Origin of the sequence: Pseudomonas sp. Yb2C2 (genome assembly GCF_052112325.1) — a bacterium.
Taxonomy (GTDB): domain Bacteria; phylum Pseudomonadota; class Gammaproteobacteria; order Pseudomonadales; family Pseudomonadaceae; genus Aquipseudomonas; species Aquipseudomonas marginalis.
This window is the reverse complement of sequence record NZ_JAVAJK010000031.1, coordinates 1-13,497: the sequence shown is the minus strand read 5'-3', so window position 1 is coordinate 13,497 and position 13,497 is coordinate 1. Positions and strand designations below refer to the sequence as shown.

At 62.2% G+C, this 13,497-nt stretch carries 11 protein-coding genes and 1 rRNA gene; 6 read left to right on the top strand and 6 right to left on the bottom strand.

Annotated elements, in window-relative coordinates; translation table 11 throughout:
- The first annotated feature begins 5 nt into the window (after positions 1-5).
- The 5 genes from Q8X51_RS29280 (at position 6) to Q8X51_RS29260 (ending at position 6,332) form a co-directional block, all read left to right on the top strand.
- A complete protein-coding gene (locus tag Q8X51_RS29280; protein ID WP_065926898.1) occupies positions 6-1,223 on the top strand; it encodes a glycosyltransferase family 4 protein in 1,218 nt (405 codons plus the stop codon).
- Positions 1,214-2,317 (top strand): glycosyltransferase family 4 protein, encoded by a 1,104-nt coding sequence (locus Q8X51_RS29275; RefSeq protein WP_407694766.1) that lies wholly within the window; start codon positions 1,214-1,216, stop codon positions 2,315-2,317. Before Q8X51_RS29280 ends, Q8X51_RS29275 begins: the two co-directional genes overlap by 10 nt.
- Before the next feature lie 2 nt (positions 2,318-2,319).
- Positions 2,320-3,747, top strand: a complete 1,428-nt coding sequence (locus Q8X51_RS29270) for an O-antigen ligase family protein (protein WP_407694767.1) — start codon at positions 2,320-2,322, stop codon at positions 3,745-3,747.
- Positions 3,747-5,156, top strand: a complete 1,410-nt coding sequence (locus Q8X51_RS29265) for a lipid II flippase MurJ (protein WP_065947046.1) — start codon at positions 3,747-3,749, stop codon at positions 5,154-5,156. The genes Q8X51_RS29270 and Q8X51_RS29265 overlap by 1 nt, the downstream gene beginning before the upstream one ends.
- A gap of 141 nt (positions 5,157-5,297) precedes the next feature.
- Complete coding sequence (locus Q8X51_RS29260; RefSeq protein ID WP_074845226.1) at positions 5,298-6,332, top strand: acyltransferase family protein; 1,035 nt, start codon at positions 5,298-5,300, stop codon at positions 6,330-6,332.
- A gap of 36 nt (positions 6,333-6,368) precedes the next feature.
- Here Q8X51_RS29260 and Q8X51_RS29255 read toward each other — a convergent pair whose 3' ends face one another.
- The 4 genes from Q8X51_RS29255 to Q8X51_RS29240 all read right to left on the bottom strand — a co-directional run bounded on the left by Q8X51_RS29255 (position 6,369) and on the right by Q8X51_RS29240 (position 10,736).
- Positions 6,369-6,944: a DUF4174 domain-containing protein gene (locus Q8X51_RS29255; protein ID WP_065926894.1), complete on the bottom strand. Its 576-nt coding sequence runs from the start codon at positions 6,942-6,944 to the stop codon at positions 6,369-6,371.
- 164 nt (positions 6,945-7,108) lie between these two features.
- The gene (locus tag Q8X51_RS29250) at positions 7,109-7,741 is read right to left on the bottom strand and encodes a glutathione S-transferase family protein (RefSeq protein WP_065926893.1); all 633 of its coding nucleotides are present in this window, start codon (positions 7,739-7,741) and stop codon (positions 7,109-7,111) included.
- 31 nt (positions 7,742-7,772) lie between these two features.
- Entirely contained in the window at positions 7,773-10,130 is a 2,358-nt protein-coding gene (locus Q8X51_RS29245) for a DNA polymerase II (RefSeq protein ID WP_074845223.1), read from the bottom strand.
- Between the two features lie 138 nt (positions 10,131-10,268).
- Positions 10,269-10,736 (bottom strand): SRPBCC family protein, encoded by a 468-nt coding sequence (locus Q8X51_RS29240; protein WP_323147250.1) that lies wholly within the window; start codon positions 10,734-10,736, stop codon positions 10,269-10,271.
- Positions 10,737-10,835: 99 nt separating this feature from the next.
- Here Q8X51_RS29240 and Q8X51_RS29235 point away from each other — a divergent pair, with 99 nt between their 5' ends.
- Positions 10,836-11,237 carry a GFA family protein gene (locus tag Q8X51_RS29235; protein ID WP_330215157.1) on the top strand — a complete coding sequence of 134 codons (402 nt, stop codon included), beginning with the start codon at positions 10,836-10,838 and terminating at the stop codon, positions 11,235-11,237.
- Between the two features lies 1 nt (position 11,238).
- On the opposite strand, the gene mrdA is transcribed toward Q8X51_RS29235, so the two are convergent.
- Both mrdA and rrf read right to left on the bottom strand, forming a co-directional pair.
- Positions 11,239-13,131 (bottom strand): penicillin-binding protein 2, encoded by a 1,893-nt coding sequence (gene mrdA, locus Q8X51_RS29230; RefSeq protein ID WP_065926889.1) that lies wholly within the window; start codon positions 13,129-13,131, stop codon positions 11,239-11,241.
- A gap of 270 nt (positions 13,132-13,401) precedes the next feature.
- Positions 13,402-13,497: ribosomal RNA gene (rrf, locus tag Q8X51_RS29225) — 5S ribosomal RNA — on the bottom strand; the annotation flags it as partial.

Sequence of the window (13,497 nt, the reverse complement as noted above, 5' to 3'; positions counted from 1 at the left end):
CCGCCATGCGCATTTTATGGATCCTGCCCTACTCGCCCTGGCCCGCCACCAGCGGCGGCAAGACGCGCCAGTTCCACCTGCTGCGCAGCCTGGCCGCGCGCGGGCATCGGATCACCTTGCTGCTGCATGACAAGCACCCGGTATCCCTCGCCGACCGCCAGGTGCTGGAGGCGTTTGTCGAACAGTTGATCATCCTGCCGCGCCGCCCGTTGCGCAGCCTCAAGACCCTGGTGGCGGGGCTGTTTGCACCCTACCCGCTGCTGGCCAGTGTGAATGGGCTGGCGGGCGAGTTGCAGGACACCTTCAACTGGTTGCTGGGTGAGCAGTGGGACGTGGTGCAGATCGAGCACAGCTACAGTTTCCAGCCTTACGAAGATGCGCTGGCGCGTAAATCACAGCCCTTTGTGCTGACCGAACACAATGTGGAGTCGGCCCTGGGCGCGGCCACCTACGACCGTTTGCCGCGTTGGTCGCTGCCGTTCATTCGCTACGATCAATGGCGCTATGCCCGCTGGGAACGCCGGGTGATGCGCCAGGCCGCGCAGGTGGTGGCGGTCACTCAAAACGATGCGCACGTCCTGGAAAAAATCGCCGGCAAACCCGTACCGGTGGTGGTCAATGGCGTGGACTGCGATCACTTCGCCGCCGCCCATCCCGACCCGTCGACACGCCGCGTGCTGTTCCTCGGCAACTATGAATACGCGCCGAACGTGGACGCCATCGAATGGGCCCTGGATGAAATATTGCCCAAGGTCTGGGCGCGCTGTGCGGATGCGCGCATGAGCGTGTGCGGCTTCGGCATGCCCGGCAACTGGCGCGAGCGTTGGAAAGACCCGCGTATCGAGTGGCAAGGCTTCGTGCCCAACCTGCTCGACCTGCAATCGAGCTGTTCGGTGTTCCTGGCGCCGTTGCGCCACGGCGGCGGCTCCAAGCTCAAGGTGCTCGAAGCCCTGGCCGCCGGCCTGCCGCTGGCCAGCACCGAACAAGGCGTGTCGGGGTTGGACCTGGTGGAAGGCCTGGACTACCTCGGTGGGCAAAGCGCCGACGACCTGGCCGATGCCGTGGTGCGCCTGCTGCAATGCCCTGAAGCCGCCGCGCCCATGGGTGAGGCGGGCCGCGCCTACGTACGCCGCGCCCATGACTGGAGCGTCGCCGCCAGCCAATTGGAGCAGGTGTACGCCACCCTCGTGCCGCTGAGCCAGAGGGAGCCCGCATGCGTATAGGCCTGGATTACCGCACCGTCGGCACCTCGCCGCAATCGGGCATCAGCCGCCAGGTGTATGCACTGGAAAGCGCCCTGCACACCTTGCCGGGCATCGAGCTTGAACGGTTTACCGTGGCACCACTGGGCGATGAAACGCGCCTGCAGGCCCACTGCCCGGCGTGGGGCTGTGCCAAGACCGCCATGCACCAGCCGCAGAATCGTCTGCGCTTTGAGGCCGGTTTTCTGCCCCGCGCCTTGCGCGAGGAGCGTATCGACCTGTACATCAGCACCTTCAATATGGGCCTGCCCTTGCCGCCCAAACCGAAAGGCTTGCGCACCGTGGTACTCCTGCATGACCTGTTCCAGATCACCCTGGACAACTACCATGCCAACCGCTTGAAGGCGCTGATCTACAAGACCAGCGATCGCCTGTCGATTGCCTACGCGGTGCACAGCGCCGACCGCGTGTGGACGCCGTCGCAGTACAGCGCCGATGAAACCGCGCGGCTGTTTCCCAAGGCGGTGGGCAAGATTCGTGTGCTGCCCAATCAGGTCGATGGCTTTGCCGGGCTGGTGGCGGACCTGAGCCGGCATCAATTGCCCGAGCGCTACTGGCTGCTGGTGGGCACCCGTGAGTTGCGCAAGAACGTGCCGTTTTTGGTGGACGCCTGGCAGCAGGCGCGGCGCCAATCCCCTTCGGTGCCGGAGTTGGTGCTGGTGGGCAGTTTGGAACACTTGCCCGAAGCCCAGCGCACATTGCCGGGGATTCGTGCGCTGAGCGGCGTGTCGGACGCCGAGTTGCAGGCGCTTTACCGCCAGGCGTCACGCCTGTGGCAGCCGTCCTATGCCGAAGGCTTTGGCCTGCCGGTGATCGAGGCCCTGAGCGTCGGTACGCCGGTGGCGGTGGCGAGCGGCACTTCGCTGGATGAAATCACCCCGCCGTCGGCCCCGCGCTTTTCGCCCATCGATGGCCCGGCGCTGGTGCAATTGATGCTCAGCCTGGGCGCGCGGCCGGATGAAGACTGCGCCGAGCAACGGCGCCTGTGGGCGCAACGTTTCAACCATCATGCCTATCGCCAGCGCCTGACCGAACTGATCGAGGAACTTCAGTGAGAGTGAACCTGGCAAGCCTCGTCGCGATCCTCTTCGGCCTGCTGTTTGGCGCCCTCGCCCTGTTGCTGTCGCCGGCCAAGGCGTTCCTGGCCGTGGTCGGCCTGGCGGGGGCAGTGACCATCCTGCGCTTTCCGTTGTGGGGGCTGTTGTTGTTCGCCATGATCGCCACGTTCATGCCGTACTCGACTATCAACCTGGGAATCCGCAGCACCGTCAGCGAAGCGATCCTGGCCCTGACCTGGGGCGCGGTGCTGTGGCACAACTTCCTGGCCCGCCTGCCCGATACGCCCAGCCTGACCCGCCGTCCCACCGACCAGATGCTGCTGTGGCTGATGCTGTTCAGCGTGTTCCCGTTCATCGTCGGCCAGGTCACCGTCCACGCCGACAGCAGCGGCGTGGCCAACTGGCTGCGCTGGTTGCTGAGCCTGTCGGCAGTGTTTCTCTGCGCCAGGTTGCTGGTGGACCGCAAGCAGCGTGAATCCTTGGTCATCGCCCTGTTGCTGGGCAGCCTGGCGATGCTGGTGCTGTCGATTGCGGTGTTCGTGCGCACGCGCTCCGGGGCTGGCATTGCGCCGATTCTGGCGTTGTTCAACTACGGCAACTTCGACATGTTGAAATTCGGCCTGGAGGCCATGTCTTCGCGCATGGGTTCGCCGTGGATGCACCCGAATGCCATCGGCGGGATCATGGCATTGCTGCTGCCCCTGGCCTTCTGCTTCGGCGTGACCGAACAGGGCTGGAAACGTGCGCTGGGCCTGGGCGTCGCCTGCCTGGGCGCGGCCGCGTTGCTGTTGGCCAGCAGCCGCGGCGCGATGGTCAGCCTGGCGTTGGTGCTGGTGTGGATGGCTACGCGCCGCGTGCCCTACACCGGGCGCCTGCTGATGATCGGCGCGGCGCTGACCGTGGCACTGGTAATGGCCTACCCACCGTTACAGGAACGCCTGGCGACGATTTTCTCGTCGGACAACGCCAGTACCGAAGTGCGGTTCGACGAGTACCGCATGTTCCCGCAGGCGGTGGTGTCCTATCCGTTCGGGATCGGCTTCAAGGTTGACCCGCCGGTACCGGGTACCCACCTGCTGGGGATCTCCAACCTGTGGCTGAACTTCATCTACAAGACCGGCATCGTCGGCATGCTGTTCTTTGTGGCGGTGACCGTGCGCTGGTGGCGTGAGGCGCGTCCGCAAAAAAGCCCGATCCGCCTGACCAAGGACAATGCCCTGTGGCTGGGCACCACCGGCGGGATTCTGTCGGCGCTGGTCAGCGGCCTGTTCGACCACTACTTCAGTTTTGCGGTGGTGATGGTGGCGTTGTTCTGGCTGATGGTGGGCATCAATGTACTGGAGGCGCGGCGGTTGTTTCCGGCGCGGCTGCCGCAAGTGAAGACCGTGGCCTACCGCAAACACTTGCCTGATGGGGCACGGCCCTGATGCTCGGCTCCGCCGCCTGGCTGACCCTGGCGACCCTGGTGGGCCTGTGCCTGGGATTTGCCCGTGAATGGCTGCTGGTGGCGGCCTGGGGCGCCGGAGAGCGCAGCGATGCCTTCCTGATCGCGCTGTTTTTGCCGGAAGCGCTGCGCATGTCGTTGGCCGGCGGTGTGCTGAGCGCCGCCGCGCTGCCGTTGTACCTGCAACGCAAGCATGGCGAACGCCTGGAGTGGCTGGCGGTGCTGTTCCCGGCGTTGCTGCTGATCGCGCTGGTCATCAGCCTGCTGCTGACGCTGTTGGCACCGTGGCTGGTGCAAATGCTCGGCCCGGGGTTGGCCGACACCGCCACAGTCTTGGCCAGCAGCAACCTGCAGATCGTCGCCTGGTGTGTGCCGGGCTTGATGTTGCATGGGCTGTTCAGCATTCCCTTGCAGGCCAGCGAACGCTTTGTCCTCGCGGGGCTGGGCTCGTTGCTGTTCAACCTGCCGCCGGTGACGTACCTCGCCCTCGCGGGCACTACCAGCCAACCGCACGCGCTGGCCCTGGCCTGCCTGGCCGGCAGCCTGTTGATGCCGCTGGCGCTGTTGCCGTCGGTGTGGCGCCAAGGCTGGCGGCCATGGCGCTGGCAACTGAGCGTCGCACCCTTGCGGGAGCTGGGCCAGCGCATCGGACCGCTGTTGCTGAGCAATGGCGCCAGCCAGGGGTTGGCGCTGATCGAGCGGCTGGTGGCATCGCTGCTGGGCGAAGGCGCGGTGACCTGGGTCAACCTGGCGCGCAAGCTGATGAACCTGCCGCTGATTGCGCTGATGAGTCTCAACCAGGTACTGCTGGGCATGATGAGCCGCCGTCAGGGCGATGAGCGCCTGGCCCTGCTCAAGCGCGGCCTGGAAACCGCCAGCGTACTGACCCTGCCTGCCGGTGTCGGCCTGGTGGCGGCAGCCCCGAGCCTGGTGGCGCTGCTGCTGCCCAGGCAATCGGCGGATTCGCCATTGCCGCTGCTGCTGGCCTGGTTTGCCGTGCCGTTGGTGTTCGGCGCCTGGAACGCCTTGCTCGCGCGCTATGCCTACGCCGCCGGCGATACGCGCCAGCCGCTGCGCTGCGAGTTGCTCGGCAGCCTGGTCAACGTGTTGTTGCTGGGAGCGCTGCCCTGGGTGTTCGGCCTGGCCGGCATCCCCTTGGCCGCACTGGCCGGCGTGCTCTGCACCGCACTGTTGCTGATGCAGCGCCAGGCCTTGCTCGACGCCCTGCCCTGGGCCCGGCACTGGCTGCTCAGTGCACTGCTGATGGGGCTGGCGGCGCTGATGCTGTTTGGTATTGAGGGCGTGTGGCTGCAACTGGGGCTGAGCACCCTGGCGGGCGCCGTGGTGCTGCTCGGCATGGGGCTGTGGCTCAAGCCGTGGCGCAAGGCATGACGCTTATTGTAGGAGCTGGCTTGCCAGCGAAAATCGTCAACGATAACGCGGGCATTCTGGATGCACGTGGTGCCCTTGCGTTCTTCGCTGGCAAGCCAGCTCCTACAGGGGCGGTGGAGTTTATAGATCGGGAGCACTCAGGTGAAAAATCGCTGGATTCAAATGGATATCGCCAAGGGCATCGGCATCCTGGTGATCGTGTACGCCCACAGTTGGTTTGTCGCCACGTCGCCGGACTTGATGTACCCGATCCTGGCGTCGTTCGTACTGCCGTTGTTCTTCTTTCTGTCGGGGGTGTTTTTCAAACCTGAGCAGCCGTTTGTCGAGATGGCGGTGCGTAAGGCCGACGGCCTGCTCAAGCCGTTTTTCTTCACCATGCTGGTGTATGTGATCGTGCGCGATGTGCTGCGCGGCCAACCGCTGCTGCCGGATATCGGCGGCGTGCTGTACGCCTCGGTGGACACCATCCCCTGGCAGGCGCTGTGGTTTTTGCCGCACTTCTGGGTGGCGATCCTCTTCAGTTGGGCGGTACTGCGGCTGATTCAGCGCCTGCCGCTGGCGGTGAGCTGTGCAGTGATGCTGGTGCCGCTGCTGATCGGCATCTGGATGCTGCCGTGGTTCTGGCAACTGCCGGTGACTCTCGGCGGGCAAACCTGGGTGCTGCCCGGCTTGCCCTTCAGCCTGGATATCACCCTGATCAGCAGCGCGTGTTTCGTCTACGGCTACCTGCTGCGTGACTGGCTGCGTACCCATGCGGGGTCAATGCTGACCCTGCTGGTGTCGGTGGCGCTGTTCGCGGCGGTGTTCCTCTACCGGGGCGATACCATGGACCTGGCGCAGCGTCGCTACGACCACTGGCTGTGGACCAGCCTGCTGGCGGTGATTGGGGTGTACCTGTGCTGGGCGTTGGCGCGGGTGCTGATGGCGTCGGCCCTGATCACCCGGGTCATGACCTACATCGGCCAGTCGACCCTGATCCTGCTGATCTTCCATGGGGAGATCCAGCACAAGACATTCGATTTGATGGAGCGTCTGGGGCTGCACGCGTTTGTCGCGGCCTGCATCGGTTTTGTGGTGGCGGTAGTGGTGCCGTTGTTGATCGGGGAAGTGATCAAGCGGGTGGCATTCCTGCGGTTTTTCTACTTTCCATTTCCGCTGCGCAAGGCTGCCAGATAACGGTAGGAGCGAGCGTGCTCCTACCGGGTATCGGGTTCAGTCATCCAGTTGTTGCGCGGCGGGCTTGCCGGCGTGTTTCGCCGGCTTGGCGCCCTTGGCCGGAGCCGGTGCAACGGGCTCGGGTTCCGGGGCGGCGGCGGTTTCTTTCTCGGCCATCGGCATCTGGTCGATGGCGCTGAAAAACTCTTTCAAATCGAGGGTATCCGGTGGCACGGTCTTCTCGACTTTCTTCTCGCCATCCTTGCCCACCAGGATCACTTTGGTGCCGCTGCCGGCACCCAGTTTGAGGGCGCGGATCAGCGCATTGGTCTCGGGCGGCGTGAGCTTCTTGTTGTCCTTGGGGTCCTTGGCGAACTTCTCCCCTTCGGCACCGATGCTGCCAAACTTCACGGTGTAGAACACCATGCTGCGCTCTTCAAAGGACTGCTTGGTGGCAGGCTCGTCCAGTTGTTTCTTGAGGGTCGCCAGTGTGTCGTTGCCGGAATCAAGCTCCACCACCACCAGTGGCCGGGCTTTGCCCAGGTCCTGCTTGAGCGGGTTGATATCATCAGCAGCCAACAGCGGCCCCGTAAAAGCCATCAAGGTAGCCAGGGTCAGCGACCGGATGAGCATGCGCACCTCCTTTGAATTCCATGCAGGGTTCTTGAGTTTCATGTCTGCGACAGTCAAATTCAAGGATGATTCCTACACCGCGTTCAGAAAGCGTAGGTCAGGACGCCCGCTCCGCAAGGGCTTGGCGGCGACATGCGGCATTGTTTCCTTTGATTGCACAAACATTACGAGACCTTCCAGCCCGGCCAATGGCGGGCAAAGACAGGCGCCACGATCGGGTCGGCATCCACCTGCGCCAGGGTCTGGGCAAAGCCTGGCGCCAGGGCAGTCAAGGCCTCACGCGCCTCATCCCAGCGCGACACCGCCGCCGCCATGATGCCCAGCGCATTCGGTTCGCCGTTGGACGCGAACAGTTGGCCGGCAAACTGTTCGGCAAACACCACCCAGGCCTGATGCAGATAGCGACGCGTGCCCGCGACCAATTGCGCCTGCACCGCTTCATCGGCATTGCCCACCCAGCGTTGCGGGTAGTCAATGATGCCAATCGCCGAATAGCAATTGGCCGCGATGTACACCAGGCCGCGGATGATCTGGTCACGGTCGCCGCCCAGCAGATGCGCATCGGGAAACGCCAGGCCCAGGTGGATCAGGATCGCGGCACTTTCCGTCAGCACCTGTCCATCGGGGATAACCAGGGTGGGCACCTGTTTGAGCGGGTTGATACGGGCAAGCTCATCACTGCCCTCGCCGTCGGCCCAGGAGGCGGCGTCCACCCGTCGCCATGGTACCGCGCACCGTTGCAGGGCGATTTCAATCATGCAGGAGCCGGATTCGTCGATGCCATAGAGTGTGTACATAGCCTTTCCTCCATTGGATGAATCAAGAATTTTAGAACAAGCCCATTTGCCCGCCGACCAGGGTGCTGAAATCGTCACTCACGAACGGCAGGATGGCATCTGCGACCGGTTGCAATTGCCGGGTGACGTAGTGGTCGTAATCAATCGGCGCCTGGCGTACTTCCAGCGGTTCGGGGCCGTTGACGCTGATCACATAGCGGATCCAGCCGCCGCGCTGGTACTGGCGCGGGCGCCCCAGGCGGTCGTTGTATTCATCGGCCAGGCGCGCCGCGCGTACATGGGGCGGCACGTTGCGCTCGTAGTCATCCAGTTGACGGCGCAGACGTTTGCGGTAGATCAGCAGTTCATCGAACTCGCCGCTCAAGGTGCGGCGCACGTAGTCGCGTATGTAGTCCTGATGGGGCTGGCGGTGGAAGATGCGCTGGTAGAGTTCCTGCTGGAACCGGCGGGCCAGGGGCGACCAGTCGCTGCGTACGGTCTCCAGGCCTTTGTAGATCATCTCTTCGCTGCCGTCGGCACGTACCACCAGGCCGGCGTAGCGCTTCTTGCTGCCCTCCTCCGCGCCGCGAATGGTCGGCATCAGGAAGCGGCTGAAGTGGGTTTCGTATTGCAGCTCCAGGGCACTTTGCAGGCCGAACGCGCTGTGCAGGTGCTCACGCCACCAGGTGTTGACGTGCTTGACCAGCGCCTGGCCGATACGGCTGGCGTCGTCCTGGGAATGCGCGCTGCCGAGCCACACGAAGGTGGAGTCGGTGTCGCCGTAGATCACCTCATACCCCTGGGCTTCAACCAGTTCGCGGGTCTGGCGCATGATCTGGTGGCCGCGCATCGTGATCGACGAAGCCAGTCGTGTATCGAAAAAGCGGCAACCGCTGGAACCGAGTACGCCGTAGAACGCATTCATGATGATTTTCAGCGCCTGGGACAGCGGCGCGTTGTGCTCACGCTTGGCCTCTTCGCGACCTTCGGAGACACGCGCAACGATGGCCGGCAGGCAGTGCCGGGTGCGAGAAAAGCGTGCACCGCGAAAGCCTTCGACGGAGTCGCTGTCGTCGGGGTGCTTGAGGCCTTCGATCAGGCCCACCGGGTCGATCAGGAAGCTGCGGATGATCGACGGGTAAAGGCTTTTGTAATCGAGCACCAGCACCGATTCGTAGAGGCCAGGACGCGAATCCATGACAAACCCGCCGGGGCTGGCCTGGGGTGGTTTGTCGCCCAGGTTCGGCGCGACGAAGCCCTGGCGGTGCATCAGCGGCATGTACAGGTGGGTAAACGCCGCCACCGAGCCGCCGTTGCGGTCGGCCGGCAACCCGGTGACGCTGGCGCGTTCGAGCAGGAACTTGAGCAGTTCGGTCTTCTCGAAAATCCGCGTGACCAGCTCGCAGTCCTTGAGGTTGTAACGCGCCAGGGCGGGCTTGTCCTCGGCGAACATGCGGTTGATTTCGTCCATGCGTTGATACGGTGTGGAGATGTCCTTGCCCTCGCCGAGCAGGGTTTGCGCGACGTTTTCCAGGCTGAAGGATTCGAAACTCCAGGTGGCCGAACGCAGGGCCTCGATACCGTCGATGATCAGACGCCCCGCCGCTGCGGCGAAGTAATGGTTGCGGCTGCCGTGTTCGCGCCAGGCCATGGGCTCATCGCCGCGACCGAGCATCAACGGTACGTTGAGGCGCTGGGCATGTTCGTGGAGTACGCGCAGGTCGAACTGCACCACATTCCAGCCGATGATTGCATCGGGGTCATGGGTGGCGAGCCATTGGTTGAGGCATTCGAGCAGTTGAGCGCGGGTGTCGCAGTAGTCGAGCTTGAAATCCACCGCGTCAGTCTTGTTCGGCGGGCCGAGCATGTACACCTGGCGTTCGCCGCAGCCTTCGAGGGCGATGGAATAGAGGTCGCCCTGGGCGGTGGTCTCGATGTCCAGGGACACCAGCTTGAGCGGCGGGCGGTAGTCGGGCGCGGGCTTCATCTGCGCATCGCACAGGGCACCACTGGCATCCGGTGTCCCACCGAACCAGACCGGAGCGGTGATGAAACGCTCCATCATGTAGCGTTCCGGCGGGCGCACATCGGCTTCGTAGACATCGACACCGGCGGCGCGCAGGCGTTTTTCCATGTCCATCAACTGGCGATGCTGGCGCGTGTAGAGGCCCAGGACCGGGCGGTGATGGAAATCGCAGAGTTGCAGCGGGCGCAATTCGATATCGCGTTCGCCTTTGAGCAACCAATCCAGCGGCTTGCGATGGGCCTCGGGAATGAACATCACCGAGGTCTGCACGGGTAGGCGGATAAACCGTGGCCCCTGGTCTGTGGCCAGCCAGAAACTGACCTCCGTGCCCGCCGGGGTATCGCGCCAATGCCGGGTCAGGACAAAACCCTGCTGTAAATCCACCGTACCGCACCTCAGGAATAGCTTTCAGGCGTTGATTCTACGCGGCATCTGCGCAAACGCGGCAGGTAAACGCGCACGCAAGCGGTGGACTTCTAAAGGCGGCGAAAGCGGGCACCGCAATGGTGCCATTTCTCCAGCTCACGCCCGACGTGTTTTGCTCAAATAGTTTTCGATATTGCCCATCTGCTCGTCCCAGCCACGGGAATTCATCTTGAAGGCTTTTTGCCGACGAGCCTCCGGCACCGCGTCGAAACCGGATTCAACCACCCGCAGCAAAATGCCCGGCGCCCGATCCTCAATGGTGAATTCAACCAGTGTCGGGGTTTCCTTGTCGTAGTCGACGCCCTTTTCTACCGCGAAGGGGTGCCACCAGAAAGAGAACAACGTTTGCGGCAGGATGCGTTCGATTTTGGCTTTCCAGATCACGTGTTCGTAACCTGGGTAGGTAATCGGCGCCTCTATGGTTTCCCCTGCCACAAAGGCTTTGCCCTTGAGGGCGATGCCAAACCAATTACCGAATTGCTCGGCATTGGTGAGCGCTTCCCAGACCTGTTTACGTGAAGCGTTCAGCAGAACTTTTCGCTCAATGCGATCTAATACGTGCATAAGTCACCTCCTCCATTGACAGTAGGCGACACCAAATAATGCGCAACCTCAGGTTGTAAGCAATCATGATGACCCCGTCCTTGAACCGGCAATACGTTTATGACTGACCCATTGAATGGAAGTTGCTTCTGCAAAGGTGTCCGCTATCAGGTGGACCAGTTGGACATGCCTATCAGCCACTGCCACTGCGCAAGCTGCCGCAAAATACATGCGGCACCGTTTGTCGCCACCGCAGGAGTAATGCGCGAGCATTTTCGCTGGACGCTGGGGGCAGAACTGTTGGCGTCCTTTGAATCTTCGCCGGGCAAGCTCAGGCATTTCTGCTCGCGCTGTGGCTCACATCTGATAGCAGAACGTGGGCATCAGCCCCATGTGATCGTGCGGGTGGCGACGCTGGACGATGATCCGGGCGTCAGGCCCACCTCGCACATCTGGATGGCCCATGATGTGCCCTGGCTTGACCATGAAGGCATAGAGCAATGGGACGAGTGGAAGGCATGATTTAGACGTGGGGGTCACCTGGCGCTTTTGCCGGCGTCGCATATTGCGGCTTCAGGTGACCGTCCTGGTCGAGTAGCCACGCATCCATGATTTGCCGCACCACCGGACCCGCGACGCGACCACCGGCCTCACCGTTTTCGATCATCACCGAAATCACGATCTTCGGATGTTCGGCCGGAGCGAAGCCAACGAACAACGCGTTGTCGCGATGGCGCTCCAGGGTTTTTTCGCGGTTGTAACGCTCACCTTGCTTGATCGCAACCACTTGCGCAGTACCGCTCTTGCCGGCAATGCGGTATTGCGCCCCTTGTGCGGCGGCCCGGGCGATACCTCGCGGGTCATGCATCACCAACTGCATACCGTGATTGACCTGCTCCCAATCACGCGGATCCTTGAGGACGACGTTGGGCATTGGATTCTGGTCCACCGGCGGCTCACCATTGATCGTCTTGGCCAGGTGCGGGCGATTCCACACACCCTTGTTGGCGATCAACGCCGTGGCCTGGGCCAATTGCAGCGGAGTGACTTGCATATACCCCTGGCCAATGCCGAGGATCACGGTTTCGCCCGGGAACCAGGGTTGGCGCCGCGTGGCGCGCTTCCAAGCCTGGGATGGCATCAAGCCAGCGGACTCTTCGAACATGTCCAGGGAGACTTTCTGGCCCAGGCCAAACTCCGCCAGGTAGTCGTGCAGACGGTCGATGCCGAGTTTGTGAGCAAGGTCGTAAAAGTAAGTGTCGTTGGAACGCATGATGGCAGCGTCCATGTCTACCCAGCCGTCGCCGCTGTGGTTCCAATTGCGGTATTTGTGGTCAAAGTCGGGGAGCTGGTAGTAACCGGGGTCGAATACACGGGTCTGTGGGGTGACGACACCGCTGTCGAGGCCAGCGATGGCCACTTCCGGCTTGATGGTCGAGCCCGGCGCATAGAGCCCCCGGAGGACACGGTTGAAGAGCGGCCGGTCAATGGAGTCGTGCAGGGCGGCATATTCCTTGAAACTGATGCCGGTGACGAACAGGTTCGGATCAAAACTCGGCTTACTGACCATGGCCAGTACTTCGCCGGTTTGCGGATCGAGGGCAACCACTGAGCCACGGCGATCACCCAGGGCTTCTTCCGCAGCTTCCTGGAGCTTCACGTCGAGGCTCAGGACGATATTTTTGCCAGGAATCGGGTCGGTGTGCTTGAGCACACGGAGTACGCGGCCTTGGGCATTGGTCTCGACCTCTTCGTAGCCGACATGACCATGCAGTTCGGATTCGTAGAAACGCTCGATACCGGTTTTGCCGATGGACTGCGTGCCACGGTACTCCACCGAGTCGAGGGCTTTGGATTCTTTCTCATTGATCCGCCCCACATAGCCGATGGAGTGGGCAAAATGCGCACCCAGCGGGTAGTGACGGACGAATTGCGGCTCTACATCTACTCCTGGCAGGCGGAACTCATTCACCGCCAGCAATGCGACTTGCTCTTCGGTCAACTCGTAAAACAACGTCACGGGGACGAAGGGGTGCCGTGCCTGCTTCAGGGCCTTGTCGAACAACGCACGGTCTTCGACAGGCAGGTGCAGCAAGTTGACGATGGCGTCGAGTTCGCCCTTGAGGTCAGTGGTGCGCTCGCGGGTGATGGTCAGGTTGTAGCTGGGTCGGTTATCGGCCAGCACCACGCCATTACGGTCATAGATAAGGCCGCGCGTCGGAGTGATGGGCAGCACGTGGACGCGGTTGTTTTCAGAAATCGTGGAGTGGTAGTCGAACTGTACGACTTGAAGGAAATACATACGCCCCACCAGGGCACACGTAATGCCTATCACCAACAACGCACAAGCGAGCAGGCGCTTGTTGACCAGGCGGTTTTCTTTTTCGTGATCTTTAATCGGTATCGGTTCAGGCATTTCTACAGCATCTCGTTGAAGAAGGTCGACGCCGCATCCTGCGATGAAAGATCAGTCCTTGGGAAATGTGCTGCACCATACCAAAAATGCAGAAACACTTTGCATTGAATTCCCCAACGGCACTCTGAAGTGAGTTCCCTCTCGACGGGTACGGTGATACGGCAGCTGCCCTTGAAGATACTCAACAGCTCATCCGCCTAGGCGTACCCACTTTTCGAGCGCCCAAAACAAAACCCCACCTGCTTTCGCAAATGGGGTTTCGGAATTTAATCTTGACGATGACCTACTCTCACATGGGGAAACCCCACACTACCATCGGCGATGCATCGTTTCACTGCTGAGTTCGGGATGGGATCAGGTGGTTCC